The organism is Micromonospora sp. DH13 (genome assembly GCF_020873825.1).
Lineage (GTDB): Bacteria > Actinomycetota > Actinomycetes > Mycobacteriales > Micromonosporaceae > Micromonospora > Micromonospora haikouensis.
Genome location: NZ_JAHWGR010000001.1, coordinates 95917 through 122090, shown reverse-complemented (window position 1 = coordinate 122090; position 26174 = coordinate 95917). Strand labels below are relative to the sequence as shown.

Below are 26174 nucleotides of genomic sequence, written 5' to 3'. Positions count from 1 at the left end.
GCGGTCCGCCCGACGGCAGCGGGAGGGCCCGGTCACAGCGGCGTGGCGGACCGCCGGGGCCGCCCGGCCGGCGTGCGAGGATCAGCCGCCGTGGACCCTGACGGCGAGCCGACCGCACGCACCGGGGGCGAGCCGACCGCACCGACCGGCCGCACCCCCCGCCGGCCGCTGGAGCGGCTGCGCCGGCTGCACCCGCTCGACCGGGTCGCGCTGGCGCTGGCCCTGGTCGGGGCGGCCTGCGCGCTGACCGGCCTGCTGCCGCGCGCCGAGACCGTGGCCACCCTGGGGCGCATCCTGCCGCTGCTGCTGTTCCTCGGCACGGTGGTGGTGCTGGCCGAACTGACAGCGGTGGCCGGCGTGTTCGACGTGCTGGCCGGGCGGCTGGCCCGCGCCGCCCGGGGCAGCTATCCGGCGCTGTTCGTGCTCTGCGTCGGCTTCGCCTCCGCCACCACGATCGCGCTGAACCTCGACACCACGGCGGTGCTGCTCACGCCGGTGATGCTGGCGCTGGCGCGGCGGCTGGGCATGCCGCCGCTGCCGCTGGCGCTGACCACGGTGTGGCTGGCCAACACGGCGAGCCTGCTGCTGCCGGTGTCGAACCTGACCAACCTGCTGGCCGCCGACCGGGTCGACCTCGACCCGCTGCCGTACGCGGCGCGGATGGCGCTGCCGCAGGCCGCCACGATCGCGGCCACCATGGCGCTGCTCTGGGTCGGCTACTGGCGCCGGGGGCGGCGCGGTGTCGACCGGTTCGTCGCGCCCGGGCCGCACGTCCCCGCCGACCGGGTGCTGTACCGGATCGCGCTCGCCGGCTGCCTGCTCCTCGTGGCCGGGATCCTCGCCGGGGTGGAGGTGGGGATCGCCTCCGCGGCGGCCGCCGGGCTGGTGCTGGTCGGCTTCGCCGCGCGCAACCGGGCCGCGCTGCGCCCGGCGCTGGTGCCGTGGCGGCTGCTGGTCTTCGTCACCGGGCTGTTCCTGGTGGTGCAGACCCTCGGCCGGTACGGGCTGGACGACGTCGTCGGCGTGCTGCTCGGCCCGGACGGCGGGGCGTTCGGCGCGCTGCGGGCCGGCGGGACGGGCGCGCTGCTGTCCAACGTCGTGAACAACCTGCCCGCGTACGTGGCGGGCGAGGCGGTGCTCCCGCCCGGCGACGCGACCCGGCTGCTGGCCCTGTTGATCGGCACGAACGCCGGCCCGCTGGTCACACCGTGGGCGTCGCTGGCCACCCTGCTGTGGTACGAGCGCTGCCGGGCCGCCGGGGTGGCCGTGCCGCTGGGCCGGTTCCTGGCCGCCGGTGCCCTGCTCGCCGTGGCCGCGACGGCCGCCGGCGTGGGCGCGCTGCTGCTCACCGGCTGACCCGGGGGCACCACCCACGCCGGAGGTTCGGCGCGCAGCGGTTGTGAACATCTGGTGTCCACAGGTTGATGGTGGTAACTTTCTCGCCACTTGCAAGAACTTGCAGAAGGATTCGCCGATCCCTGCCGGATGACGTCATCCGCTTGCTCGGATCGGACAGGCCCTCCCCCGGGCCGACGGCCTTCCGCACCCCATCACCCCCGTCGGCCACGCCGACGCCCACCCCCGAGGAGGTCCGATGCCCCGCCGCACCGGACGACGACGGATGATCGGGGCCGCGCTGGCCGCCGGCCTCACCGTCGGGCTCGCCCCGCTCAGCACGGCCGCCGCCGCGAACACGGTGACCGTCTACTACCGACCCCCCACCGCCTGGACCGGGACCGTCAACATCCACTACGCCCCGGACGGCGGCGCCTGGACGGCCGTCCCGGGGGTGGCGATGGAGGCCGCCTGCACCGGCTGGCGCAAGCGCACCATCGACGCCGGCTCGGCCACCGGCCTCCAGGTGGTCTTCAACAACAACGCCGGCGCGTGGGACAACAACAACGGCGCGAACTACCGCACCGGCACCGGGACGGTGACCGTCTCCGGCGGCGTGGTCGGCACGTCCGACCCGTGCGCCGGCACCCCCTCGCCCACGCCGACGGCCACCCCCGCGCCGACCGGAACGCCGGCCACCCGCACCGCCGAGGTCTGGTACCACCTCGCCACCCGGGGCTGGGCAAGCGCGAACATCCACTACCAGCCCGCCGGCGGGGCCTGGACCGCCGTGCCCGGGGTGCCGATGGAGGCCGGCTGCACCGGGTGGGCCCGCCGCGTGGTCGACCTCGGCAGCGCCGCGACGCTGAAGGCGGCGTTCAACAACGGCACCGGGACCTGGGACAACAACAACGGCGCGGACTACACCATCGGCGCCGGGGTGAGCACGGTCAAGGCCGGCGTCGTGACGGCCGGGGCGAGCGCGCCGTGCGCCCCGGAGACCCCCGACACCACCGCCCCGTCCACCCCCACCGGGCTGGGCGCGACCGCCAACGGCCTGCGGGTGGCGGTGTCCTGGGCGGCGGCCACCGACGACCGGGCCGTCACCGGCTACCGGCTCACCCGCACCGGCGGGCCGGAGGGCACGGTCACGGTGACCACCACCGGCACCAGCCACGTCGACGGCACGCTGACCGCCAACACCCGGTACGAGTACACGGTGCGGGCGTACGACGCGGCGGGCAACACCTCGGCGGCCAGCGCACCGGCCGCGGCGACCACCGGCGACGCCCCGCCGCCGGCGGCGGCCGGCAGCCCCCTGGGCGGCGACCCCCGCGAGGACACCATCTACTTCGTGATGACCGCCCGGTTCGCCGACGGCGACAGCACCAACAACCGGGGCGGCAGCCAGCACGTGAAGTCCGGCAACGCGGCGAACGACGACCCGATGTTCCGGGGCGACTTCAAGGGCCTGATCGACAAGCTGGACTACATCAAGGGGCTCGGCTTCTCCGCCCTGTGGATCACCCCGGTCGTGCTGAACCGCTCCGACTACGACTTCCACGGCTACCACGGCTGGGACTTCTACCGGGTCGACCCGCGCCTGGAGAGCCCCGGCGCGAGCTACCAGGACCTGATCAACGCCGCGCACGGCAAGGGCATCAAGATCTTCCAGGACGTCGTCTACAACCACAGCTCACGCTGGGGCGCCAAGGGCCTGTTCACCCCCACCGTGTACGGGGTGCGCGACGAGCAGTGGAAGTGGATGTACAGCAAGCCCGAGGCGGGCCGCGAGTACGACCCCATGGTGGAGCACGCCGGCACCGACCCGGAGTTGACCCCCGCGCAGAACGCCCTGGCCAAGGGCCGCCCGTACAACGGGGACGTCTGGTCCACCGCCGCGCCGGCCGGCAACCAGTGCCCCCGCTGGGGCACGCCCAACGGCACCAGCCCGGAGGGCTTCAAGCTGTACGAGTGCCAGTGGCCCACCCCGACCAGCAAGCTCTTCCCGGCCGACCTCTACCACCAGTGCTGGATCGGCAACTGGGAGGGCGAGGACGCGCGCAGTTGCTGGCTGCACGAGGACCTGGCCGACTTCAACACCGAGAACCCGACCGTGCAGAAGTACCTGATCGACGGGTACAACCGGTACATCGACATGGGGGTGGACGGCTTCCGGATCGACACGGCCGTGCACATCCCCCGGGTCACCTGGAACCGCCGCTTCCTGCCGGCCATCCAGCAGCACGCCCTGGCCAAACACGGCGAGAAGGGCAAGGACTTCTACGTCTTCGGTGAGGTCGCCGCGTTCGTCAACGACAAGTGGAACCGGGGGTCGGTCAACCACTCGGCGCAGTTCTTCACCTGGAAGGAGCGCAAGGAATACAGCCCCGACGACGTCAAGGCCGCGATCGAGCAGTACGACTACGAGCAGCTCGCCGGTCCCGCCGGCCAGCCCACCAGCGACAACGCGTTCCTGCGCGGCAACACCTACCACGCCCCGGACCACTCGAAGTTCTCCGGCATGAACGTCATCGACATGCGGATGCACATGAACTTCGGTGACGCCCACAACGCGTACGGCAACGGCAAGGACTCCGACGACAGCTACAACGACGCCACCTACAACGTCGTCTACGTCGACAGCCACGACTACGGTCCGAACAAGTCGAACACCCGCTACACCGGGGGCACCGACGCCTGGGCGGAGAACATGAGCCTGATGTGGACGTTCCGGGGCATCCCGACGCTCTACTACGGCTCCGAGATCGAGTTCCAGAAGGGCGCGAAGATCGACTGCGGGCCGACCTGCCCCCTGGCGACCACCGGCCGGGCCTACTACGGCGACCATCTCCAGGGCACGGTCACCGCGACGGACTTCGGCAAGGTCGGCTCCGCCACCGGGGCCGTGGCCACGACGCTCAGCAAGCCGCTGGTCAAGCACGTGCAGCGGCTCAACCAGATCCGCCGGGCGGTGCCGGCCCTGCAGAAGGGGCAGTACTCGACCGAGGGGATCAGCGGCTCCATGGCGTACAAGCGCCGGTTCACCTCCGGCGCGGTGGACAGCTTCGCGCTGGTCACGGTCTCCGGCAGCGCGACGTTCACCGGCGTACCCAACGGCCGGTACGTCGACGCGGTCACCGGCGACGTGCAGACCGTCGGCAACGGGACGCTGACCGCGACCGTCAGCGGCCAGGGCAACCTGCGGGTGTACGTGCTCGACCTGCCGGGCAACCCGGCCCCGGGCAAGATCGGCGAGACCGGCCCCTACCTGCGGTGACGGGTGTGGTGGGGCGGCCGCCGGGCCGCCCCACCACAGGCAGCCGGACTCAGCAGGGGCTCTCGACGAACGTCGGGTAGCCGGAGCGGACACCCCAGGTGTAGACCGTGCCGGAGCAGCTCTCGTACTTCTCCCCCAGCACGGTGGTGTGGCTGGAGTCGGAGTAGTAGGTGGTCACGCACTCGTGGTCGATCCGGCAGGCGCGGGCCTGCGCGGGCGAGCCCGGCACGACGAGCACGGAGGCGCCCACCAGGGCGGCGGTCAGCAGCACGCGGCGGATCACGCGGGTCCCCTTCCGGCGACGGGTGAGGCGTCACGCCCGGGGTGACTCGTCGTCCCACCGGCCGCCTGTGTATCGATCAACGTAGTGGTCCACAGTGGCTGGGGCAACGACGGTAGGGGTGGCTCGTCAGCCGACCGGGGTCCGGCGGGTGGCGCGCGGGCCGACCAGCCGGCGGACCACCGGCGCGGCGTTCCACTTCGCCGCGCCCACCAGGTCCCGGGCGTGTTCCAGCACCGTGTAGTCCGGCCTGGCCAGCCCGTCGGCGATGGCCCGGTCCAGGTCGTTGCCGCAGCGGGTGAGCACGCTGTCGAAGTCCCGGCGCACCGGGTCGAGCAGGTCGTAGCCGAAGGAGCGGTGCAGCCGGGCGAAGAGCGGCTTGTAGAGCCGGGCCCGCTCGTGCAGCCCCGACGAGTACGACATCGGGTTCTTCGGCCGCCGCCGCACGTAGTCGGGCAGCACGTCGGCGAACGCCCGGCGGACGATCCACTTCTCCTGCCCCTCGCGCAGCTTCAGCTCCAGCGGCAGCCGCATCGCCAACTCCACCACGCTCAGGTCGAGGAACGGCACCCGCGCCTCCACCCCGTGGGCCATGCTCGCGCGGTCCACCCGCTGCAACTCCGTACGGCACAGGTTGCGGATCTTGTGCAGGAACAGCCGGCGGGCCCGCTCGGGGCCGACCTGGTGGTACATGGGGTAGCCGCCGAACAGCTCGTCGGAGCCGTCGCCGGTGAGCACCACCTTGACGCCCAGGTCACGCAGCCGCCGGAAGATCGGCACCGAGACCACGGCGTTGATGATGTCCCCGTACTCGGTCAGCTCGGAGATCCGGATGGCCTCCCGCACGTCGGCGAGCCGGATGTCGCGCGGACGCAGCTCGATCACCTCGTGCGGCACCCCCAGGTCGGCGGCGAGCCGCCGGGCGTACGCCACGTCGGGGCTGCCCGGCGCCCCGACGGTCACCGCCACGCAGTCGGGGTGCAGCTGGTGGGTGTGCAGCAGGGCGAGCGAGCTGTCCAGCCCGCCCGAGAGCACCACGCCGACGGTGAGGTCGGTGTCCAGCCGCATCCGGATGCTGTCGGTGAGGGCGGCCCGGACGAGCAGGGCGGCCTCGTCCGGGTCGTCCACCACGGGCAGCCCGTCGCCGAGAGTGAGCAGGTCGACGTACGGGCGCAGCCGGACGTGGCCGCCCGGCTCGGCCCAGCCGTGGTGCCCCGGGGGCACCTCGGCGACCGGGGCGCCGTGCCCCACCAGGGCCTTGACCTCGCTGGCCAGGTGCAGGCAGCCCGGCACCCGGGACCAGTACAGCGGCTTCACCCCGAGCGGGTCGCGGGCCAGGTACGCCCGGCCGGTGGCCCGCTCGACCACGACGAAGGCGTACTCGCCGCGCAGCCGCCGCACCGCGTCCTCGCCCCAGCGTTCGAAGGCGGCGAGCACCACCTCGGTGTCGCTCTCGCTGCGGAACGCGTGCCCCAGCCGCGTCAGTTCGACGCGCAGCTCCCGGTGGTTGAAGACCTCGCCGTTGAAGCAGAGCAGGAGGCGCTCGTCGGCGGCGACCCAGGGCTGCACCGCCCGTTCCCGGTCGACGATCCGCAGCCGGCGGGTGCCGGCGAGCAGGCCCGCCTCCCGACGGGTCTCGGTCACCTCGCCGCGCGGGGCGAGGACGGCCAGCATCCGCCGGAAGGTGGCCGGGTCGGCCTCGGGGCCGAGGCTCAGAGCGATGCCGCACACGGCTCAGACCCCCATCTCGGCCTCGTACGCGCGGCGGAACCGCGCCCGGGCGGCCGGCGCGAGGCACACGTGCCAGGCCTGCCCCTCGTCGACCACGTTGATCTCCCCGGCCTGCTGGCGGGCCCGCAGCAGGCCGGCCAGCACGTCCCGGGCGCCGAACCGCTGGAACCAGGACATCTCCACGTCGACGGCGTAGCCGAGGCAGTGGCCGCTGGGCACCATCGCGGCGTAGCCGAGGCGGCGCAGCCGGTGCTGGTGCTCGGCGCTGCGCACCAGGCTGGTCACCCACAGCGGCGGGGTGCCGGGCGGGGCGCTGCGGGCGAACTCGCGGCCGATGTCGTTGAGCAGGCCGATCACCTCGCGCCGGGCCCGGCGGAACTTCAGGCCGGCGGTACGCGGCCGGGCGTCCGGCAGCAGCCGGCGGCGCACCGCCCGCACGCCCCGGCCGACGACGGTGGCGGGCTGTTCCTGGTAGCGGAAGCGGAGCAGGTCGCGGCGGCGCAGCCACTCCAGGTCGACCAGCTCGCTGCTGGCGTGGACCTGCGCGTCGGTCATGAAGGTGGTGGCGTCGCGCCACCACATCACGTCGATGCGGGAGAGCAGGTAGATCCGGACGAGGGCGGCCAGGTCACCGGCGGAGCTGCGCGGGCTGGGCTGGTAGCGGGCCATCTCCAGCAGCAGCGTCTCCCGGGCGCCGACGAGGCCCTGGGCGGTGGCGTCGAGCACCGCGGCGATCGCCGGCTCGCGCAGCCGCTCGTCGAGCAGCACCTGGCGGGCCCCCGCCGAGTCCGGGTCGGCCAACGCGCCGACCTCGACGAGCAGGTCCGTCACGGCGGCCCGGTAGGCGTCGAGGTCGGGCGTCGGCGGGGCCGGGCGGGGGGCGACGCCCCGTGGCACGCGCCGCGCCGGTGCGGTGGACGCGACGGAGGTGCCGGGCTGCTGGCCGGAGCTTCGGCTGGGCACTCGCATGGTCGGGTCCTCTCCCGGTACGACACGGCGCGGTTGCTGTCAAAAGCACCGTAACCACGAGTAGCCGGCACAGGCCGAACATTCTTCCCATCTCCCCCGAATGCGCGCCGTACGACGGCGGCGCGGAGCCACGGGGACCGTCGGATTCGGCTACCTGCGCGCGTCTGCCACTGAGCCGCCGCTGCTGCCACGCCGCTTCGGTGGTGGTGCGGCGCCGCATGGAGCAGGACGGCCGGGGTGGGTGCGGCACCCCGGCCGTCCGCCCGGGCCTCGATTCCGATCGGAAGAGGCCCCTGACCAGTTTCGCCGAACGTCGTCGATCCCGCAGCCCCCTTCACCGACTGCACATGCGAAGGGCCGGATCGGCGACGGACCCGGATCAGGCCGGCGGGGCCGGCATCCTCGTCACCGGGTCACCCGGTCACCGCAGCGTGCAGGCGGTGCCGTTGACGGCGAAGCCCACCGGGGTCGGGTTGGCGCCGGTGTGGGAGGCGTTGAACCCGAGGCTCACCGAGCCGCCCGGGGCGACGACCGCGTTCCAGCTCTCGTTGGTCACCGTCACCTCGGCGCCGCTCTGGCTGAACTTTCCGGACCAGCCCTGGCTGATCTGCTGGCCGGCGGTGAACCGGAAGGTCAGCGTCCACGACGGCCACGTCGCGGCCGAACTGTTGGTGACGGTCAGGTTGCCGCTGAAGCCGTTGCTCCAGTTGTTCGACGTGTACGTCACCGCGCAGCCGCCCGCCGGCGGCGTGGTCGTGGGCGTCGGCGTGGCCGTGGGCGTGGGCGTGGGCGAGACCGTCGGCGAGACGGTCGGCGAGACGGTCGGCGACGGGGTGGGCTCCGGCGTCGTGCCGCCGGTGCCCGCCCGCTCCGCAGCCCAGTTCGCCAGCCAGGCCAGCGCCGAGTTCCAGTTGATCGCCACCTCGTTGACCGAGTACGCCTCGATGTCGTCGACGTAGCACTTCTGCGGCTTGCACCCGGAGAGCTGGGCCACGGCCACCGGGTCCTGCAGCTGGCTGTTCGGCCCGCCGGAGAGCGAGCCGGGCGGCGCGGTGGGCAGCGAGGAGTCGTTCTGGTTGGCCCAGAACCGGTGGTGCACGTTGCGCACCGGCTTCTCGCCGTAACCGGCCACGTAGGACTGGTTCAGCGGGTTGCGGCCGAGCAGGTAGTCGTAGGCGGCGTAGGCCCCGGCGCGGTACTTCTGCTGGCCGGTGAAGTCGAAGGCGAGGGCCAGGACGTTGCCGTTGTTGGCGACGGCGCCGTTGGAGCCCCAGTAGTACGTCCCGTCGCCGCTGCCCGGGGCCGGGTAGCCCTGCCTGGCCGTCTGGGTCAGCAGCCGGTCGGCGAAGGCCACGATCGCGGCCCGGGTGGCGGCCAGGTCGACGGCAGGCAGGCCGTTGGGCACCAGGGCCAGGGTGGTGTCGCCGAGCCCGGCCGTCCAGCTCCAGTCGTAGCCGCGGTTGGCGAAGCTGGTGCCCTTGTAGTAGGACGAACCGGTCACGTCGGCCCGGTAGCCGGCCGCGCCCGTGGTGGCGTACAGCTCGGCCGCCGCCCAGTAGAACTCGTCGCCCACGCTGTTGTCCTCGTAGGCGCCGCCGCCGGTGTTGTCGGTGGCCGGCGCCAGCCGGTTCGGGTTCGCCTTCGCCGCGGCGTACGCCTTCTCGGCGGCGGCGAGCGCCCGGGCGGCGAAGGTCGCGTCGTAGGACTTCCACAGCCGCGACGCCTGCGCGGCGGTCGCCGCCAGGTTCAGGGTCGCGGCGGTGCTGACCGGCGCGAGGAGCCGGGGCTGGCTGTCCAGTTCCGGCCGGGTCGGCAGCGCGGTCCAGTTCTGGTCGTGGATCTTGTGGTGCACCATGCCGGCGTTCGTGCGCCCGTCGGGCACCTGCATCTTCAGCATGAACTCCAGCTCCCAGCGCGCCTCGTCCAGCACGTCGGGCACCCCGTTGGCCTGCTCGGGGATCGCCAGCGTGCCGTCGGCGAGCCCGGCCCGGTCGGCCCCGGTCACGTGCAGGGCACGCTCGTGGATGTTCTGCAGCTGCCAGGTGGCCAGGCCGCCGTTGACGACGTACTTGCCGTGGTCGCCGGCGTCGTACCAGCCGCCCCGCACGTCGAGGGTGTAGCCGCAGGAGGTGCGGCAGGGCACCGCGTTGTCGCCCTGGTTCGGGGCGACGTTTACGTGCCCGGCGGGGCGGGAGTAGCGGGAGCCGACGTACCGCGACTCGATCGGCGTGCCGCTGCGCTGGTGGTAGAAGAACGCCAACGCGTCGGTGCGCAGCCGGCGCACCGCGTCGGCGGAGATGTCGAAGGGGTGGCTGCTGTTCCCACCGACCGTGAGCACGTAGCCGCTGCCCACGGTGTCGTAGGCGGAGAAGTCGGCGACGTGGACGCTGTCGCCGGAGAGGGCGTCCGCGCCGCGTACGGTGGTCTGGCCGGAGGCGACGGTCGCGCCGGCGGCGTTGCGCAGGGTCCAGGCCAGCGGGCTGGTCGACGTGCTGACCACGGTGGCCTGCTTGGGGGTGCCGGGCACGTACGCGACCTGGTTCACCTTCACCGGGCCGCCCGGGTCGGGAGCGGCGGCCGCGATGGACGGCACGACGGCCAGGGCACTCAGGGTGAGCAGGGTGGCGGCCGCTATGGCGGCCGGGCGCTTGCGGAGGGGCATCGTTCCTCTTCCGGGGTGCGTCGGGTTGACCACCTGCCGGACCTGCCCAGCACAAAGCCGCCGGGCGGTCGGACAGACCGTCGACGGGAGCGCTGGACCAACCCTAGGCCATCACCGCACGGGAAGGCGATCGACCACCGTCGCACCTTCGTGCCGCGGGACGCGTCGAGATCAGCTCCCGGCGGAGCCGAGCAGGCCGACCGTCCTCGTGGCGCCGTCGTAGCTGCGGGCGGCCACGAACTCCCCGGCCGGCCGGTCCACGCCGACCACTGCCCGGGCCAGCCGGCGGTCGGCGGCGCGGAAGCGCAGCGCCAGGCTCAGGTGCGGGACCCACCGCCCCGGGGCGTGCCAGGGGCGCTGCCCGTCGGCCCCGGCGAGGACGTCCCAGACCGCCTCGTGCAGGGCGGTCAGGGCCGGCTCCGGGCGCAGCAGCCAGACCAGCGGGGCGCTGCCGTCGAGAACGGCGATCCGGTCGAGGCGTACCGGCAGGGGCAGGGCCCGCCCGACGAGCGCGGCGAGCCGGCGGCGGGTGCCCGGCGGGAACTCGTCGACCGCCGCGAGCGTCAGGTGCGGACGGTTGGTGGGGTGGGTGTTGCGGGCCAGGCTGGGCAGGCCGGCGGCGGCGAGCCGGTCCCATCCGGCACGCACCGCGGCCTCCAGCTGTGGGCAGCAGACCAGTTCGACGGTACGCACGACGGCCAGGCTAACCGGCGGGTGGGTGCCCCGGAGAACCGCCGGCCGGCGTCGGACGTGACGCGCGGCGCGGTTTACGCCGGTCGGCGAAACCCGGGCGGGGCGGGAATGAAAAGCTTGTCGCATGAGCTCCGCACCCGCACGGCAGGATCCACCGACCGACCCGCACTCCCCCGGCGTCGAAGACGAGGCAAGCGCCTTCACCGACCTCGGGCTACGCGCCGAACTGCTCGGCGCGCTGTCCGCCCTCGGCTACGAGGAGCCGACCCCGATCCAGCGGGAGGCGATCCCGCCCCTGCTGGCCGGCAGGGACCTGCTCGGTCAGGCGGCCACCGGCACCGGCAAGACGGCCGCGTTCGCGTTGCCGCTGTTGCAGCGGATGCCGGACGGGCGGACCGGCGGGGAGCCGGTGGCCCTGGTGCTGGTGCCCACCCGGGAGCTGGCGGTGCAGGTGTCGGAGGCGTTCCACCGCTACGGCAAGGACCTGGGCGCCCGGGTGCTGCCGATCTACGGCGGCCAGCCGATCGGCCGGCAGCTGCGCGCCCTGGACCTGGGGGTGGACGTGGTGGTGGCGACCCCGGGCCGGGCGCTGGACCACATCGCCCGGGGCACCCTGCGGCTGGGCGGCCTGGCCACGGTGGTGCTCGACGAGGCCGACGAGATGCTCGACATGGGCTTCGCCGAGGACATCGAGGCGATCCTGGAGCACGCCCCGCAGCAGCGGCAGACGGTGCTGTTCTCGGCCACCATGCCGTCGCGCATCGACGGGATGGCCCGCCAGCACCTGACCGACCCGGTGCGGATCCAGATCGGCCGGGAGCAGCCGGTGGCCGGCGAGACGCCCCGGGTGCGGCAGAGCGCGTACATCGTGGCGCGCGCGCACAAGCCGGCGGCGCTGGGCCGGGTGCTGGACGTGGAGTCGCCGACCGCGGCGATCGTCTTCTGCCGCAGCCGGGAGGAGGTGGACCGGCTCACCGAGACGATGAACGGCCGGGGCTACCGCGCCGAGGCGCTGCACGGCGGGATGAGCCAGGAGCAGCGGGACCGGGTGATGGGCCGGCTGCGCGCCGGCACGGCCGACCTGCTGGTGGCCACCGACGTGGCGGCCCGGGGGCTGGACGTCGAGCAGCTCACCCACGTGGTCAACTACGACGTGCCGTCGGCCCCGGAGTCGTACGTGCACCGCATCGGCCGGGTGGGGCGGGCGGGCCGGGAGGGGGTGGCGATCACCCTCGCCGAGCCGCGCGAGCACCGGATGCTCAAGACCATCGAGCGGGTGACCGGCCAGCGCATCGCCATCGACAAGATCCCCACGGTGGCCGACCTGCGCACCCGGCGGCTGGAGCTGACCCAGGCGGCGCTGCGGGAGAGCCTGCTGGAGGACGACCTGGAGCCGTTCCGGGTCATCGTGGAGTCACTGTCGGACGAGTTCGACATGATGGAGGTGGCGCTCGCGGCGGTGAAGCTGGCCCACGAGGCCGCCTCCCCGGGCTCGGACGACGACGAGGAGGAGATCCCGCAGGTCGCGGTCCGCCCGCAGCGCGAGGGGCGCCCCGGGCAGGAGGGGCGCGGCGGCGAACGGCGGCCCGGGCGGCCCCGTTCCGGGGGCACCACGCAGGTGTTCATCGGGCTGGGCCGGCGCGCCGGGGTGCGCCCGCAGGACCTGGTCGGTGCGATCACCGGGGAGACCCGGGTCAGCGGGCGCGACATCGGCTCGATCGAGATCGCCGACCGGTTCTCGCTGGTCGAGGTGCCGGCGGCCGTGGCGGACGAGGTGATCGCCGGGCTGCGCAACAGCACCATCAAGGGCCGCAAGACGACGGTACGCCGCGACCGCGACCGCCCCTGACGAGTACCCGCCGGCCGGGCCGGTCAGAACGCGTACGGGCCGAACCGCCCCCAGGCGACGACGAGCGCGGCGACCAGCAGCAGCGCGGTGAACGCGGCCGGCGGGTACTCCTTGGCCCGGGCGTGCACGACGACGGCGCCGGCCATCACGATCGCTGCGCCCACGGCGGCCAGCGGCGTCAGCACGGTGGCGATGCCGGTGAGGGCGGGCAGGACCAGGCCGATCGCGGCGAGGACCTCCAGCGCGCCGAGGGCCTTGACCGCGCCGTCCGGCACCCCCTCGACCCAGCCCATCTTCTCGCGCAGCTTCTCCTTGGGCTGGGTGACCTTGGTGAGCCCGGCCCCGGCGAAGACCAGGGCGAGCAGGATCTGCAGGGCCCAGAGGGCGATGTTCATGGGGGTGCCTCCATGGCGGACCGCCGCGTGGGCGGGCGAGATACTTGACGCTTCAAGGACCACCGTACGAGCAGATACTTGAATCGTCAAGTATTCGGTAGGCTGGCGACATGGAACCCACCCGCTGGCTGACCGACGGCGAGCAGGAGATCTGGCGACGGACGCTCGCCGTGCTCACGCTGCTGCCGAACGAGCTCGAGGGGCAGTTGCAGCGCGACGCCGACCTGACCCGATTCGGCTACGGGGTGCTGGCGACCCTCGCCGAGGCCCCCGGGCGCTCGCGCCGGATGAGCGAGCTGGCCGCCCTGGCCAACGGCTCGCAGTCCCGCCTGTCCCACCTCGTCGGCCGGCTGGAACGCCGGGGCTGGGTACGCCGCGAGCGCGCCGACGACGACGGCCGCGGGTGCGTGGCCGTGCTCACCGACGCCGGGTACGCGCACCTCGCCGCGGCCGCCCCGGGGCACGTGGCTCTCGTCCGCTCGCTCGTCTTCGACGCGCTGACCCCGACCCAGGTCACGCAGCTCGGCGAGATCACCGCCGCGCTGCTGAGCCGCCTCGCCCCGCCCGGCGACTGCCCGGCGTCGTCCGACCACGGCGAGAGCACCGCCGACGGGCGCTGACCCCGACCACCCCACCCCGCGCCTGCCGCCCCGCCCCACCACCGGTCGGCTGCCGCGCGGGGCGAGGCTTGTTTGCAGGGGCCCCTTGTTATCCGAAAAGCGATAACAAGGGGCCCCTGCTTACCCCTCAGGCGGCCGTGAGGGCCGGATCGGTGCGGGTGTCGGCGTCGGCCGGGCGCAGCGCCAGGGCGAGCACGTCGGCCACGTCGGCGAGGGTGTGCACGGTCAGCGCCCCGCGCACCTCGGCCGGCAGGTCGTCCAGGTCCGGCTCGTTGCGCGCCGGGATGATCACCTCGGTCAGGCCGGCCCGGTGCGCGGCGAGCAGCTTCTGCTTCACCCCGCCGATGGGCAGCACCCGCCCGGAGAGGGTCACCTCGCCGGTCATCCCGAACTCCGGGCGCACCGGCCGGCCCGTCACCAGCGACGCCAGCGCCGTGACCATGGTGATGCCGGCGCTCGGCCCGTCCTTCGGCACCGCGCCCGCCGGGACGTGCAGATGGATCCGCCGCCCGGCGAGGGCGTTCGGGTCGATGCCGAGCCGACGCCCGTTGGAGCGCAGGTACGACAGCGCGATGTGGGCGGACTCCTTCATCACGTCGCCGAGCTGGCCGGTGAGCGTCAGTCCCGGCTCGCCCTCCATGCTGGTGGCCTCGATGAAGAGCACGTCGCCGCCCGCGCCGGTCACGGCGAGGCCGGTGGCCACACCGGGCACCGCCGTCCGCTCCGCCGACTCCGGGGTGAACCGGGGCCGCCCCAGGTAGCGGGCCAGGTTGTCCGCGTCCACCCGCACCGGGGTCGGGTCGTCGGCCAGGGCGACGGCGACCTTGCGCAGGATCTTCGCCAGGGCCCGTTCGAGCTGCCGCACACCGGCCTCCCGGGTGTACTCCCCCGCGATCAGGGTGAGGGCGTCGTCGGCGACGGTGACCTCCTCGGCGGTCAGCCCGGCCCGCTGGAGCTGCCGGGGCAGCAGGTGGTCGCGGGCGATGGCGACCTTCTCGTCCTCGGTGTAGCCGTCGAGGGTGACCAGCTCCATCCGATCCAGCAGCGGGCCGGGGATGGTCTCCACCACGTTGGCGGTGGCCAGGAAGAGCACGTCGGACAGGTCGAGGTCGACCTCCAGGTAGTGGTCGCGGAACGTGTGGTTCTGCGCCGGGTCGAGCACCTCCAGCAGGGCGGCGGCGGGGTCGCCGGAATACCCGACGGCCAGCTTGTCGACCTCGTCGAGGAGCACGACCGGGTTCATCGAGCCGGCCTCGCGCAGGGCGCGGACGATGCGGCCGGGCAGCGCGCCGACGTACGTGCGCCGGTGGCCCCGGATCTCCGCCTCGTCGCGGACGCCGCCGAGGGAGACCCGGACGAAGTTGCGCCCGAGCGCCCGGGCCACGGACTCGCCGAGGCTGGTCTTGCCGACGCCGGGCGGGCCGGCGAGGGCGAGCACCGCCCCGGACCCGCGCCCGCCGACCACGCCGAGGTTGCGCTCGGCGCGGCGGTTGCGCACCGCGAGGTACTCCAGGATGCGGTCCTTGACGTCGGCCAGGCCGGCGTGGTCGGCGTCGAGCACGGCGCGGGCCGCGGCCAGGTCGGTGTTGTCCTCGGTACGCGTGGTCCACGGCATCTCGAGGACCGTGTCGAGCCAGGTGCGGATCCAGCCCGCCTCCGGGGAGGCGTCGCTGGCGCGCTCCAGCTTGCCGACCTCGCGCAGCGCCGCCTCGCGGACCTTCTCCGGCAGCGTGGCGGCCTCCACCCGGGCCCGGTAGTCGGCGGAGCCGTCCGGGGAGTCCTCGCCGAGCTCCTTGCGGATCGCGGCGAGCTGCTGGCGGAGCAGGAACTCGCGCTGGGTCTTCTCCAGGCCCTCGCGCACGTCGCTGTTGATCTGCTCGGTGACCTCCTGCTCGGCCAGGTGCTCACGCACCCAACCGACCAGCAGCTCCAGCCGGGCGGTCACGTCGGCGGCGGCGAGCAGCTCGGTCTTCTGCGCCAGGGTGAGCCAGGGCGCGTAGCCGGCCGCGTCGGCCAGCTCGGAGAGGTCGGTCATGCGCTCCATGGCGTCGATGACCTGCCAGGCGCCGCGCTGCTGCAGGACCGAGGTCATCAGGGCGCGGTACTCGCGGGCCAGGTCCCGGGCCCTGCCGGCCGGGGCGGGCTCGTCGAGCTCGGTCGCCTCGACCCAGAGGGCGGCGCCGGGCCCGGGGACGCCGGAGCCGATCCGGGCCCGGGACAGGCCGCGGACCACGGCGGCCGGCTCGCCGTCGGGCAGCCGGCCGACCTTCTCGATGGTGGCGATCACGCCGACGGAGCCGTACTCGCCGTCGATGCGGGGCACGGCGAGGACCTTCTTGTCGCCAGTGGCGCGCGCGGCGTCGACCGCGGCCTGGGTGGTGGGGTCGAGGGTCACCGGGACGACCATGCCGGGCAGCAGGACGGCGTCGGTGAGGGGTAGTACCGGAAGAGTTGCCATCGAACACCTGCCATCGCGTTGACTTGAGCGTGTCAGGCTCAAGTCCGGGCCGGCTCCCGTTGTTCCGGAATGTGACCCGGGACACGCCGACCCCCGCCGCGCGGGCCGCCCGGGGCGAACCCGAACTGGCAAATTCCACCGTGGGGAGCGGGATTGCATCACCGACAAGTCGACGCGCCGAATGCAAACGGGGCATATTCTTGCGGATTTACCCAGGGATACGTCAAACTCGTAACACACCCCGCCCCACACAAGGAGTAATTGGCGATGGCCCGGAAAGTAATCACCGTCTTGACTGACGACCTCGATGGCGGGAAGGCGGATCGGACCGTCGAGTTCAGCCTGGACGGCGTGGCGTACACCATCGATGTGTCCGACGAGAACGCCGGCACCCTCCGGAAGGCGCTCGACCCCTACATCAACGCTGGCCGGCGAATCGGCCGAGGGCCGGTCGAGGCCGGCCGGACCGCCCGCCGCCCCGGCCGGGCTCCGGTCTCGGGAATGGACCGCGAGCAGAACCGGGCGATCCGGGAATGGGCCACCAAGAACGGCTACGAGATTTCCGACCGGGGCCGGATCCCCGTGTCCGTCGTCGAGGCCTTCAAGAACCGCTGAGCCGACACCGCGCCCACCACGCGGAACACCGGGGCCACGCCGAGATTCGGCGGTGGCCCCGGAGCTTTTCCCGGTAGCAATTCCCACGGCCCCGCTCCGGCGGCGTACCGCCTGCCGGTCACACCGCCCACGACCCGGCGCGCGACGCGGGGCCGCCCGGGGCGGTTGCTGCCCCGGGCGGCCCGGATGTGCGTACGGCGCGCGGCCGGCGGGTCAGTTGACCTGGATCCGCACCACGTCGATCGCCGGGGTCTGGTTGGCCCGCTCCATCATCGGGATACGGTGCGAACCGTCACCGGCCCAGACGGAGCACTGCGCCGTGCCGGCCTGCGGCAGGCCCGGCACCTGGATGATGACGTCGTCCGGCTGCGAGCCGCCCCGGCCGTCCTCGGTGGCCACGAAGAACGCCGGCACGTCCTGCGGGTTCGGGGGCTGCCGGGTGCTGTTCAGCATCCGGCAGGCGGTGTGGAAGTGCCCCCGCACCAGGCCCTGCCCGTTGAGCAGGGAGCTCTCCAGGTAGTAGCCGCCCTGGCCCGCGGCGAGGAACCGGTCCCGGACCAGGTTGCGGGTGGTGACCCGCAGCTGGAACGCCTGGTTGCGCTGGACCTGGTTGGGGAACTGCGTGATCAGCAGCGACGGGTTGTTCGCCGCCGCGCCGACCTCGCCGAACGCGGTGCTGACGCACCGGTTGCCGTTCTGGAAGCCGTCGTGCGGCTGCAGCCGGCTGTTGCCGCAGTCCTTGGCGAGGACGCCGAGGCCGTTGCCGTTGTTGTTGCCGCCGTTGTTGCCGTTCTGGCCGCCGTTGTTGTTCCCGCCGTTCTGGCCACCGTTGTTGTTGCCACCGTTGTTGTTGCCGGCGTTGGGGTTGGCGCCGACCGCGAGCTGGCAGGTGGCGAGCTGTTCGAGGCCCTGGGGCCGCTGCGCCACCCGACCGATGGCGGTCGCGATGCGGCTCAAGGTCGCCCGGCGCTTGTCCGCCAGCGGCCCGAGGATCGCGTTCTGGATGAACTGCCCGCCGTTGCGGCCCTCGGCGGCCAGCCGCTTGTTCGCCTCGTTGATCTGCGTCTTGAGCAGCTCGAGGTTGCGGTCCACCTCGGCCTTGGCTGCGGCCGGGACCTGGGGCAGCTTGCTGGCGACGTCGGGGCAGGCGATCGTCGAGCCGGCCGGGGCGGCGTTGGTGTTGGCGTTCGTGGCGGTGCCGCCGGCCTTGACCGACTGGCACTCCGCGACCGACATCTGCCCGTCACCCCAGTGGTTGCGCACCCACCGGCCGTTCTGCCACGTCTGGGTCGTGCTGCTGCCGATGTTCGAGGTCGCGCCGGGGCTGGGCGCCACGCACGACGCCGCCGCGGCGCGGGTGGTCGTCCGCCGGTCCCCGGCGGACGAGATCTGGGTCACGGCGACGATTCCACCGAAGACCGCAAGCGTGCCGACAACGGCCAGCAGTCGCTTGCTCCGTGCGTTACCGGATGACCGGCGCGCCCGTGGGGACCTGCGCATCGAATTGCTCTCCTTCTCGATCCGGTAGTTGACTCGTGACCCCGTCGGACCGATGAATTCGGGTGGGACGCCTCGGCGAGGATCACTGCGACGTTCCGGTCGCGTGTCGATGACCGACGATGCCCTTTCCTCATCGTCGTCGCGCCGGCCGGCGCGGCGGGGAGATCCGTGTCCATTCGGGCTGGAGTACGGACCCGCGACGGCCACGGTTCAACCCGGATACGGGAAATTTGCGGAGCGCCGGGAAGGGCTGGTCACTCCCGTGGACGAGGTCGGTCAGCCGGCGCAGAGGTGGTCGAAGGCGAAGCCGTCGTGCATCTCGTCGCGGCGCTCCCGCAGCCGGCGGATGTCCCGGTCCAACTCGTCGCGCGCCACCAGATCCGGTCCGACCGCCTCGACGTCGCGCAGCCGCTCGCCGACCGCCACGGCCGCCAGGTCCTCGGCGAGACGGCCGGCGTCCACGCCGCAGGAGAAGCGCTGCTGGACGACCTGCACCCGTTCCACCAGGCAGCGGCCGGGACGCACCTCCACCCAGCTCCAGCCCTCCACCGGGCCGTCGGTCCAGCGCACGTGCAGGCCCCGCACGATCGGATCGACCAGCCGGCGGGACACGTACGCCTCCACGGCCGCCGCCCGGGCGAGGGCGCCGAGGTCGTTGACGTGGCCGCTGCGCCCGTCCGGCAGCCGGCCGACGATCTCCCGGAACTCCACGGGCATCACCTCCGCCGGGTCGTCCTGCCCCGGCGGAGGCGAGACGGCGTCGGCGTAGGCGCGCGCGTCGATGACGTACTCCACGATGCGGCGGCCGTGGTCGGCGGCGCGCAACGTGGGCGAGACGATCCGCAGCACCGGCAGGCCGACGGCCGCGCAGACCGCGTTCTTCATCCGCTCGGCGCGCTGCGCGGCGGAGCCGGCCGGGGCCGGCGGGCCGATCTCGACGGCGAACAGCGGACGGCCGTTGTCGCCGGCACACACCACGTGGTCGAAGCCCTCCCGGCCGGCCGAGTTCCACTGGTGGCCCGTGACGCCCGGCGGACGGCCGTGCACCAGCTCCCCCAGCCGGCGGGGGCCGAACACGACCTGACCGGCGCGGGTGAGGACCGGGGCCCGCCCGGTCGACGCCGCGACCGGGCGCAGCAGGGAGCCGTGATCACTACCGGTGCGCGTCATCCGCCTGTTCCGTCCGTCGGGCCGTCGACGGCCGAGTCTAGGCCGCCGAGCGCGACGCCCACCTCGCCGGTGCGGCCCGCGCGGGGTCACCGGTCCGGGCCACCGCGGGCCCGGCGGAGACGCTTGCGCCCCGCCGGTCCGCCCGGGGCCCGACGGATGCGACCGGAGATCCGATTCTCTAGGCTCAGCGCGTGCTGCACAGTGGACGGGCTCCGGAACTTCTGACCAAGCGCAGCCTCGTCGCTGTCTCCCACGCCATCGAGAGCGCCGCCCTGGCCACCGCCGAGGACGGCCCGCTCGTGGTGATCGCGCTCTTCCAGCGGATGCCCTACTTCGACCGCGAGCGGGCCGTCTACGAGCGGATCGCGGCCACGGCGGCGGCGACCGTGGTGGGCGTGGTCGGGCAGCGCCCGGAGGCGCTGCCGGCCGGCGCGTGCGGCGTGACCCTGGACGAGACCGAGGACCTCGCCCGGGAGTGGAGCGTGGTCGCGCTGACCCCCCGGTTCGGCGCGGCCCTGGTCGCCCACGACCGGGCGGAGGTCGAGCAGGCGACCACGCTGGAGTCGGGTCGGCTCTTCGACGGGCGGTGGGGGTTCCGCCGCGACGAGGCGCTGCACGAGGTCGTCCGGCTGCGCGACCGGCTCGCCGACCGGCTCCCCGGCGCGGTCCGGCTCGCCGTGGAGGAGACCCTGGCCCGGGTCCGGGACCTGCCCGCCACACCCGGCGAGGCACGGGGCGAGGCGGCGTTGCGGCTGATGTTCTCCCGCGCCGAACGGGCCGCCCGGGCGCACCGGCCGGGCGGGCGCGACCGCGGCACGGCCCTGGCGGAACCGGCCCCGCTGCTGGACGAGCCGGGGATGCGCCGGTGGGCAGGAGCGGACGGGGTCACCGCCTCGGGCACGCTGCCGGTGGCGCTGGTCGGCGTGCGCGTGGACGAGCCGGCGGGCGCGCCGGAGCGCTTCGGCCGCCGCAGCGCCGCCCGGGAGGCGCAGGCGGTGATCGGGGCGGTGACCGCGCCGCTGCGCCCCGTGGACCGGGCGGTGCGCCTGTCCGACCAGGAGTACCTGCTGATCCTGCCGGCGCTGACCGAGGAGCAGGCGGTGGCGGTCGCCGGTCAGGTGCACGAGGCGGTCGCCGGCCTGGCCCGGTCGTACCCGTTCGTGGCCTTCGCGGTGCACGCCGCGGTCACCGTGACCAGCCGCCGGCCGTTGCCCGTGGGCGACGTCCGACACGCCGTCGGGTGGGCCGCCCGGGAGGGGGTGCCCGTCGCCCGGCTGGCCCCCGAGTCGGCCGAGGTGCCCGTCGGGCAGCCGTAGGCGCGGCGGGACGGGGCCGGCGGTCAGGCCACCGGGGTGACCTGGCCGTCGGCGAGCTCGACGAGCGCGTCGTCGTCGACGTCGTACGCGATGGTGTTGACGACGCGGACGACGCCGCCGACCTGCGCGGCGAGCCGGCCGGCGAGGTCGACCGCGCTGCGCCGGTCCAGCCGCCCGTCCAGGGTGACCTCGCCGTCGCGCACGCGCACGGTCACCAGTCCGTCCCGCACGGCGAGGACCCGCCGCAGGACCTCCCGCACCACCTCCTCGCGGATCTCGGCGTCGGTGCGCAGGTGCACCCGCAGCAGGTCGCCACGGGTGACGATGCCGACCAGCCGGCCGAGGTCGTCCAGGACGGGCAGCCGCCGGACCGCGTCCCGGTCCAGCTGCCGCGCCGCGGCCGGCAGGGACGCCTGCGGGTACGTCGTCACCGCCGGCGCGGTCATCAGGTCCCCGGCGACCAGGGCGGCGGCCTTCTCCCGGGCCACCCGGCGACGCCGGCCCTCGAAGACCCGCCGCTCGTCGGGGTGCCCGACCCGTTCGATCCGGTGCAGCAGGTCCGTCTCGGAGACCACACCCAGCACCCGGCGGAACCCGTCGACCACCGGCACGCCGCTGATGCCCCGGCGCACGAGCACGTCCACGATCTGCCGGTACGGGGTCTCCTCCCCCACCGTCACGACGTCCTTGGTCATCACGTCGCCCACCTGCCAGGTCCTCATCGCGACCTCCCTGCCGCCGTCGTCACGCCCGACGCTACGGGCGTGCGGGGGCCGCCGGCAGAGGCCGTGGGCCGGTGCCGGGACGGCCGACGGACCGGGTGGACCGGGGTCGAAGGTCCCGGCCAGAAGCGGACCCATCGGCCCTGACGGCCCACCGGGTGCCGGATGTCCAATGGAACTGCCACCGGGAAGCGCGGTGCGAGGACAGGAAGGGACGTGGACACCATGACCGCGACGATCGAGCGGACCACCGCCAGGACCACCGCGCCGGCGGCCGAGACCACCAGGACGACCGAGACCACCCGGGAGCGGGCCACCCGGTACGTCCTCGGCGGCATCCGCCTCGCGCTGGGTTGGACCTTCCTCTGGGCCTTCCTCGACAAGATGTTCGGCCTCGGTCACGAGACCGCCGCGAAGAACGCCTGGATCAACGGCGGCAGCCCCACCAAGGGCTTCCTGAGCTTCGGCGCGGCCGGCCCGTTCAAGGGGTTCTACAACGGGATCGCCGGCGCCGCCTGGGCGGACTGGATGTTCATGGTCGGCCTGGCCGCGATCGGCGTGGCCCTGCTGCTGGGCGTCGGCACGCGGATCGCCGCCACCGCCGGCGGCCTGCTCCTGGTGATGATGTGGACGGCCGTCCTGCCCCCCGAGAACAACCCCTTCATGGACGACCACCTCATCTACGCCGCGGTGCTGGCGGTCCTCGCCCTGGTCGGCGCGGGCGACACCCTCGGCCTCGGGCGGACCTGGAAGCGGCTGGCCATCGTCCAGCGGTTCCCCTGGCTGAGGTGAACGGCAGACAGCACGGGCCCGGCGGGCGTCACCTTCCGAAGGTGACGCCCGCCGGCACGTATGCCTCCGGGCCAACGCCCGCCCGCTCCGTCGCGGCGGGCGGGCCCGCTTCGTTTCGTCGCGGCGGGCGGGCCCGCCGGGCGCCGGCCGAGGGACCGATGGAGATCGGCGGATCACGATCCGGCAGGATCGACGACGACCGCAGTGGACGCACCACCGAGCAGGAGGCGTACGGCATGGACAAGCCTGAAATCGGCCCGATCGAGGGCGCGCCGCCCGCCGATCTCGTCATCGAGGACATCGTCGTCGGCGACGGCCCCGAGGCCCAGCGGGGCCAGCGGGCCACCGTGCACTACGTGGGCGTGGCCCACTCGACGGGTCGTGAGTTCGACGCGTCGTGGAACCGGGGCGACGCGTTCGAGTTCCCGCTCGGCGGCGGACGGGTCATCGCCGGCTGGGACCAGGGCGTCGTCGGCATGCGGGTCGGCGGCCGGCGCAAGCTGACCATCCCGCCGCACCTCGGGTACGGCAACCAGGGCGCCGGCGGCGTGATCGCGCCGGGCGAGACGCTCGTCTTCGTCGTGGACCTGCTCGGCGTGCGCTGACCCGTCAGCTCCCCCGGCCGGGGGCGTCGGCATCCGCCGGCGGCCCCGGCCGGGCAACGGCGGGGCGGGAGCGAGCCGACGGCCCGGCGGGTCAGGCGGCCGACACCAGCGGCGCGGACGCGCTGCCCCGCTCGGCGGCGAGCGGGACCAGCAGCCCCGGTGGCAACGCCAGCGGCGCGGGCGCAGCCGGGACGGGGGCGGCGGTGGCGCCCGCCCGGACCGGGATGACCCGGTCCAGGCCGGTCACGTGCAGCACCCGGGCCACCATCGGGGCCGGGTCGACGAGCACCAGCTCGCCGCCCCGCGCGCGGGCCCGGCGGTGCGCGGCGACCAGCGCCCGCACGCCGGCGGCGGAGAGCAGCCGGACGCCGGAGAGGTCGAGCCGCAGCAGCGGCCGGGCGGGGGCGGCCCAGAGCGCGGAGCGCAGCACGCCGACCGTGGCGATGTCGACCTCGCCGGTCGCCCTCATCTCCACCACGTCGTCACCCACGTCGACCTGCACGTGGAACCGATCGCTGTGCTGCTCCATGACCACGAATCTAGCCCCACCCACCGACATTTCCGCCCTGCCCGGGAGTGACTCCGGGTACACCCAGGGTCTGACCCTGAGCCGCCCCGGATCCTCCCCTGGCAGGAGGCCGGGGGCGCTGCGCGGGACCGCTCGACACGCCGCCGGACGACGCGCCCCGGCCGCCGGTGCCGGGGTGAGAATGGGCCGATGGTGGTACCCCGCCCCCGCGCGCCCCGGCCCATCCGTCCCGTCCGCGAGCCGGCCACCGTGCCGCCCCCGCTGACCGGGCCGTGGGCGCCCGACGACCGTCGGCTCGACGAGGTGGAACTGCTGCCGCTGCCCGACGGCGCGCATGGTCCCGAGGACGTCGTGGTCGACCCGGCCGGCCGGGTGGTCAGCGGGGACGAGGACGGTCGGCTCTGGTGGTGGGCGGCCGACGCGCCGGCGGGCACCCCGGCGCGGCTGCTGGCGGAGACCGGGGGCCGGCCGCTCGGCATCGAACTCGACCCGCGCGACGGCAGCCTGGTCGTCTGCGACGCGTACCGGGGATTGCTGCGGGTCACCCCCGACGGGGCGGTACGCGAGCTGACCGGCACCGCACCGCCGGTGCACCTGGCCAACAACGCCGCCGTGGCCCGCGACGGCACGATCTACTTCACCGACAGCTCGGACCGCTTCCCCCTGTCGCACTGGAAGCACGACCTGCTGGAGCACCGGCCCAACGGGCGGGTGCTCGCCTACGATCCGGGCACCGGGCGGACGGACGTGGTGACCGCCGGGCTCTACTTCCCCAACGGGATCGCGCTCACCCCCGACGAGTCCGCGCTGATCCTGGTGGAGACGACCACCCACCGGCTGCTCCGGGTCGACCTGCCCGGCGGGGCGGCCACCGTGCTGGCGGACCTGCCGGCGTATCCGGACAACCTCTGCGGGGTCGGCGACGGGACGTACTGGATCGCCCTGCCCAGCCCCCGGCTGCCGGTGGTGGAGCGGCTGCTGCCGCACCCGCGGCTGCGGCAGCTGGTCGCGCTGCTGCCCGACGCGGTCCGGCCGCAGCCGCGCCGCTACGGGCTGGTCGCGCTGGTCGACGGCGCGGGCGCGGTGCTGCGGACCCTGCACGGCCCGCGCGGCGCCTACTGGATGATCACCGGGGTACGCCAGCACGGCGACCGGCTCTGGCTGGGCTCCCTGGTCGGCACCGGCGTGGCCCGGGTGCCGCTCGGCTGAAGCCGGGGCCGGCCGCGCCCGGCGCGTGCCCCGTCCGGCGCGGCGCGTGCCCGGAGCGGCCGACACGCCACGTGTCGGGCGACGTCCCCCGTTCCGCGCTCGCGACAGGGGCCGGCCCGCCACCGTGCGGTGACGGGCCGACCCGCGGCCGTTCCTCCCGATGGTCAGCCGCCGCTGGCCGACGGCGTCGGCGCGGGCGAACCCCCGCCGGCCACCGCCCCCGGGTGCGGCGACGCGGTGTGCGGGCTGGGCCGCAGCCCGGCCGGGACGGGCAGGGCGCTGCCCTTGACGAACTCGTCCCAGCTGACGTTCCAGGCCGTCCAGCCGTTGCCGGCCCGCAGCGGCACCTCGGTGCCCGTGACGGTGACGAGGTCGCCGACCTGGGTGATGCCCATCAGCCAGTCCGCGGCGGCGGCGGAGACGTTGGCGCAGCCGTGCGAGACGTTGGTGAAGCCCTGGTCGCCCTCCGACCACGGCGCGGAGTGGATGAACTCCCCGCCCCAGGTGAGCCGCTGGGCGTCGTCGACGTCGACGACGTAGCCGCCGTCGGGCTCGCCGCGGGTGTCGAACGTCGTCCGCTCGTGCTTCTCCATGATCACCATCTTGCCGCTGGAGCTGGGCGTGCTCGGCTTGCCGAGGCTGACCGGGATCCGGCGGACCAGCTTGCCGTCGCGGAAGACCGACATCTGCTTGCTGGCGTTGTCGATGTCGACCGAGACCTGCCGGCCGATCTTCGAGGTGGCCCGGTGCTCGGCGTCGCCCACCAGGTCCTTGCCGATCGGCAGCCCCTCCAGCGCCGCGCGGACGCTGATCTTCGTGCCCGGCCGCCAGAAGTCGGGCGCCCGGTAGTAGGCCTGGCTACCGTCCTCCAGCCAGGACCAGGTGCCCGGCTGCGGCGGGTCGGTCTTGACGAACAGCCGCTTCTGCACCGCCGCGCGGGCCTCCTTCGGCACCCCCGGGTCGAACGCCACCGTAACGGGCATCGCGGTGCCGTACGTCTGGTTGCCCGTGAAGTAGAGCGTGCTGGTGATCGCCGGCTTCGTCGGCTTCGGCGCGGTGGTGAACGTCGTCGTGCGGGTGGCGGTCCTCCCGCCGTCCCCCGTCACCGTCACCTCGGCGGTGTACGTCCGCCCGCCGGCCAGCGGAGCGCCGGGCACCCAGCTCGTCCCGTCCTCCCGGGGCTCTCCCGCGACCTGCCGGCCCTTGTCGTCGGTGAGCCGGACGCCGGTGACCCTGCCATGGGCCACGCTCGTGCCGATCTCGGCACTGACCGGGACGTCCCGGGTCCGGTCGGCGGGCGTCAGCTCGACCGCCGGCGGCGGCGCGACCCGCGCGGCCCGCTCGGCGGCCTTCCTCTCCCCGGCGGTGCATCCGCCGAGGACCAGTGGTGTGGCTGCGATGGTTACCGCCAATAGCGTCAATCGCCGCCTCACGTCCATGTTCC

General features: G+C 74.2%; 21 protein-coding genes. 9 read left to right on the top strand and 12 right to left on the bottom strand.

Features of this window, described 5'->3' with window-relative positions; translation table 11 throughout:
• Window positions 1-90: 90 nt before the first annotated feature.
• Both LPA42_RS00540 and LPA42_RS00535 read left to right on the top strand, forming a co-directional pair.
• Window positions 91-1356: an SLC13 family permease gene (locus LPA42_RS00540; protein ID WP_228986214.1), complete on the top strand. Its 1266-nt coding sequence runs from the start codon at window positions 91-93 to the stop codon at window positions 1354-1356.
• Window positions 1357-1594: 238 nt separating this feature from the next.
• Entirely contained in the window at window positions 1595-4615 is a 3021-nt protein-coding gene (locus tag LPA42_RS00535) for a carbohydrate binding domain-containing protein (protein WP_077940108.1), read from the top strand.
• Window positions 4616-4664: 49 nt separating this feature from the next.
• Here LPA42_RS00535 and LPA42_RS00530 read toward each other — a convergent pair whose 3' ends face one another.
• From LPA42_RS00530 to LPA42_RS00510, 5 genes are all read right to left on the bottom strand, one after another.
• Window positions 4665-4898 (bottom strand): DUF6289 family protein, encoded by a 234-nt coding sequence (locus LPA42_RS00530; protein WP_077940107.1) that lies wholly within the window; start codon window positions 4896-4898, stop codon window positions 4665-4667.
• 126 nt (window positions 4899-5024) lie between these two features.
• Window positions 5025-6626 carry an asparagine synthetase B gene (locus LPA42_RS00525; RefSeq protein ID WP_077940106.1) on the bottom strand — a complete coding sequence of 534 codons (1602 nt, stop codon included), beginning with the start codon at window positions 6624-6626 and terminating at the stop codon, window positions 5025-5027.
• 3 nt (window positions 6627-6629) lie between these two features.
• Window positions 6630-7595: a DUF5715 family protein gene (locus tag LPA42_RS00520; protein ID WP_077940105.1), complete on the bottom strand. Its 966-nt coding sequence runs from the start codon at window positions 7593-7595 to the stop codon at window positions 6630-6632.
• Window positions 7596-8016: 421 nt separating this feature from the next.
• Window positions 8017-10257, bottom strand: a complete 2241-nt coding sequence (locus LPA42_RS00515; RefSeq protein ID WP_077940104.1) for a glycoside hydrolase family 9 protein — start codon at window positions 10255-10257, stop codon at window positions 8017-8019.
• Window positions 10258-10428: 171 nt separating this feature from the next.
• Entirely contained in the window at window positions 10429-10950 is a 522-nt protein-coding gene (locus tag LPA42_RS00510) for a 2'-5' RNA ligase family protein (protein ID WP_077940103.1), read from the bottom strand.
• Window positions 10951-11074: 124 nt separating this feature from the next.
• Here LPA42_RS00510 and LPA42_RS00505 point away from each other — a divergent pair, with 124 nt between their 5' ends.
• Complete coding sequence (locus LPA42_RS00505; RefSeq protein WP_077940102.1) at window positions 11075-12799, top strand: DEAD/DEAH box helicase; 1725 nt, start codon at window positions 11075-11077, stop codon at window positions 12797-12799.
• 23 nt (window positions 12800-12822) lie between these two features.
• Here the strand turns inward: LPA42_RS00505 and LPA42_RS00500 are convergent, their stop codons facing one another.
• Window positions 12823-13194 (bottom strand): DoxX family protein, encoded by a 372-nt coding sequence (locus LPA42_RS00500; RefSeq protein WP_077940101.1) that lies wholly within the window; start codon window positions 13192-13194, stop codon window positions 12823-12825.
• 110 nt (window positions 13195-13304) lie between these two features.
• Between LPA42_RS00500 and LPA42_RS00495 the strand changes: the two genes are divergently transcribed.
• A complete protein-coding gene (locus tag LPA42_RS00495) occupies window positions 13305-13814 on the top strand; it encodes a MarR family winged helix-turn-helix transcriptional regulator (RefSeq protein WP_077940100.1) in 510 nt (169 codons plus the stop codon).
• A 127-nt stretch (window positions 13815-13941) separates the two neighbouring features.
• Here LPA42_RS00495 and lon read toward each other — a convergent pair whose 3' ends face one another.
• Complete coding sequence (gene lon, locus LPA42_RS00490) at window positions 13942-16272, bottom strand: endopeptidase La (RefSeq protein ID WP_077940095.1); 2331 nt, start codon at window positions 16270-16272, stop codon at window positions 13942-13944.
• 267 nt (window positions 16273-16539) lie between these two features.
• On the opposite strand from lon, the gene LPA42_RS00485 reads away from it, so the two are divergent.
• Window positions 16540-16887: an Lsr2 family protein gene (locus tag LPA42_RS00485; RefSeq protein ID WP_077940094.1), complete on the top strand. Its 348-nt coding sequence runs from the start codon at window positions 16540-16542 to the stop codon at window positions 16885-16887.
• A 213-nt stretch (window positions 16888-17100) separates the two neighbouring features.
• Here LPA42_RS00485 and LPA42_RS00480 read toward each other — a convergent pair whose 3' ends face one another.
• Entirely contained in the window at window positions 17101-18387 is a 1287-nt protein-coding gene (locus LPA42_RS00480) for a hypothetical protein (RefSeq protein WP_198956767.1), read from the bottom strand.
• 276 nt (window positions 18388-18663) lie between these two features.
• Window positions 18664-19557 carry a DUF2726 domain-containing protein gene (locus LPA42_RS00475; protein ID WP_077940093.1) on the bottom strand — a complete coding sequence of 298 codons (894 nt, stop codon included), beginning with the start codon at window positions 19555-19557 and terminating at the stop codon, window positions 18664-18666.
• Window positions 19558-19748: 191 nt separating this feature from the next.
• Here LPA42_RS00475 and LPA42_RS00470 point away from each other — a divergent pair, with 191 nt between their 5' ends.
• Window positions 19749-20873, top strand: a complete 1125-nt coding sequence (locus tag LPA42_RS00470; RefSeq protein WP_228986213.1) for a DICT sensory domain-containing protein — start codon at window positions 19749-19751, stop codon at window positions 20871-20873.
• 23 nt (window positions 20874-20896) lie between these two features.
• Here LPA42_RS00470 and LPA42_RS00465 read toward each other — a convergent pair whose 3' ends face one another.
• Window positions 20897-21595, bottom strand: a complete 699-nt coding sequence (locus tag LPA42_RS00465) for a CBS domain-containing protein (RefSeq protein ID WP_077940092.1) — start codon at window positions 21593-21595, stop codon at window positions 20897-20899.
• Between the two features lie 216 nt (window positions 21596-21811).
• On the opposite strand from LPA42_RS00465, the gene LPA42_RS00460 reads away from it, so the two are divergent.
• Complete coding sequence (locus tag LPA42_RS00460) at window positions 21812-22387, top strand: DoxX family membrane protein (protein WP_198956766.1); 576 nt, start codon at window positions 21812-21814, stop codon at window positions 22385-22387.
• Window positions 22388-22623: 236 nt separating this feature from the next.
• A complete protein-coding gene (locus tag LPA42_RS00455; RefSeq protein ID WP_077940096.1) occupies window positions 22624-22992 on the top strand; it encodes an FKBP-type peptidyl-prolyl cis-trans isomerase in 369 nt (122 codons plus the stop codon).
• Between the two features lie 91 nt (window positions 22993-23083).
• Here LPA42_RS00455 and LPA42_RS00450 read toward each other — a convergent pair whose 3' ends face one another.
• A complete protein-coding gene (locus LPA42_RS00450) occupies window positions 23084-23521 on the bottom strand; it encodes an STAS domain-containing protein (RefSeq protein WP_077940091.1) in 438 nt (145 codons plus the stop codon).
• Between the two features lie 189 nt (window positions 23522-23710).
• On the opposite strand from LPA42_RS00450, the gene LPA42_RS00445 reads away from it, so the two are divergent.
• Window positions 23711-24730: an SMP-30/gluconolactonase/LRE family protein gene (locus tag LPA42_RS00445; RefSeq protein WP_228986212.1), complete on the top strand. Its 1020-nt coding sequence runs from the start codon at window positions 23711-23713 to the stop codon at window positions 24728-24730.
• Between the two features lie 164 nt (window positions 24731-24894).
• Here the strand turns inward: LPA42_RS00445 and LPA42_RS00440 are convergent, their stop codons facing one another.
• Window positions 24895-26169 (bottom strand): Ig-like domain-containing protein, encoded by a 1275-nt coding sequence (locus LPA42_RS00440; protein WP_077940089.1) that lies wholly within the window; start codon window positions 26167-26169, stop codon window positions 24895-24897.
• Window positions 26170-26174 lie beyond the last annotated feature (5 nt).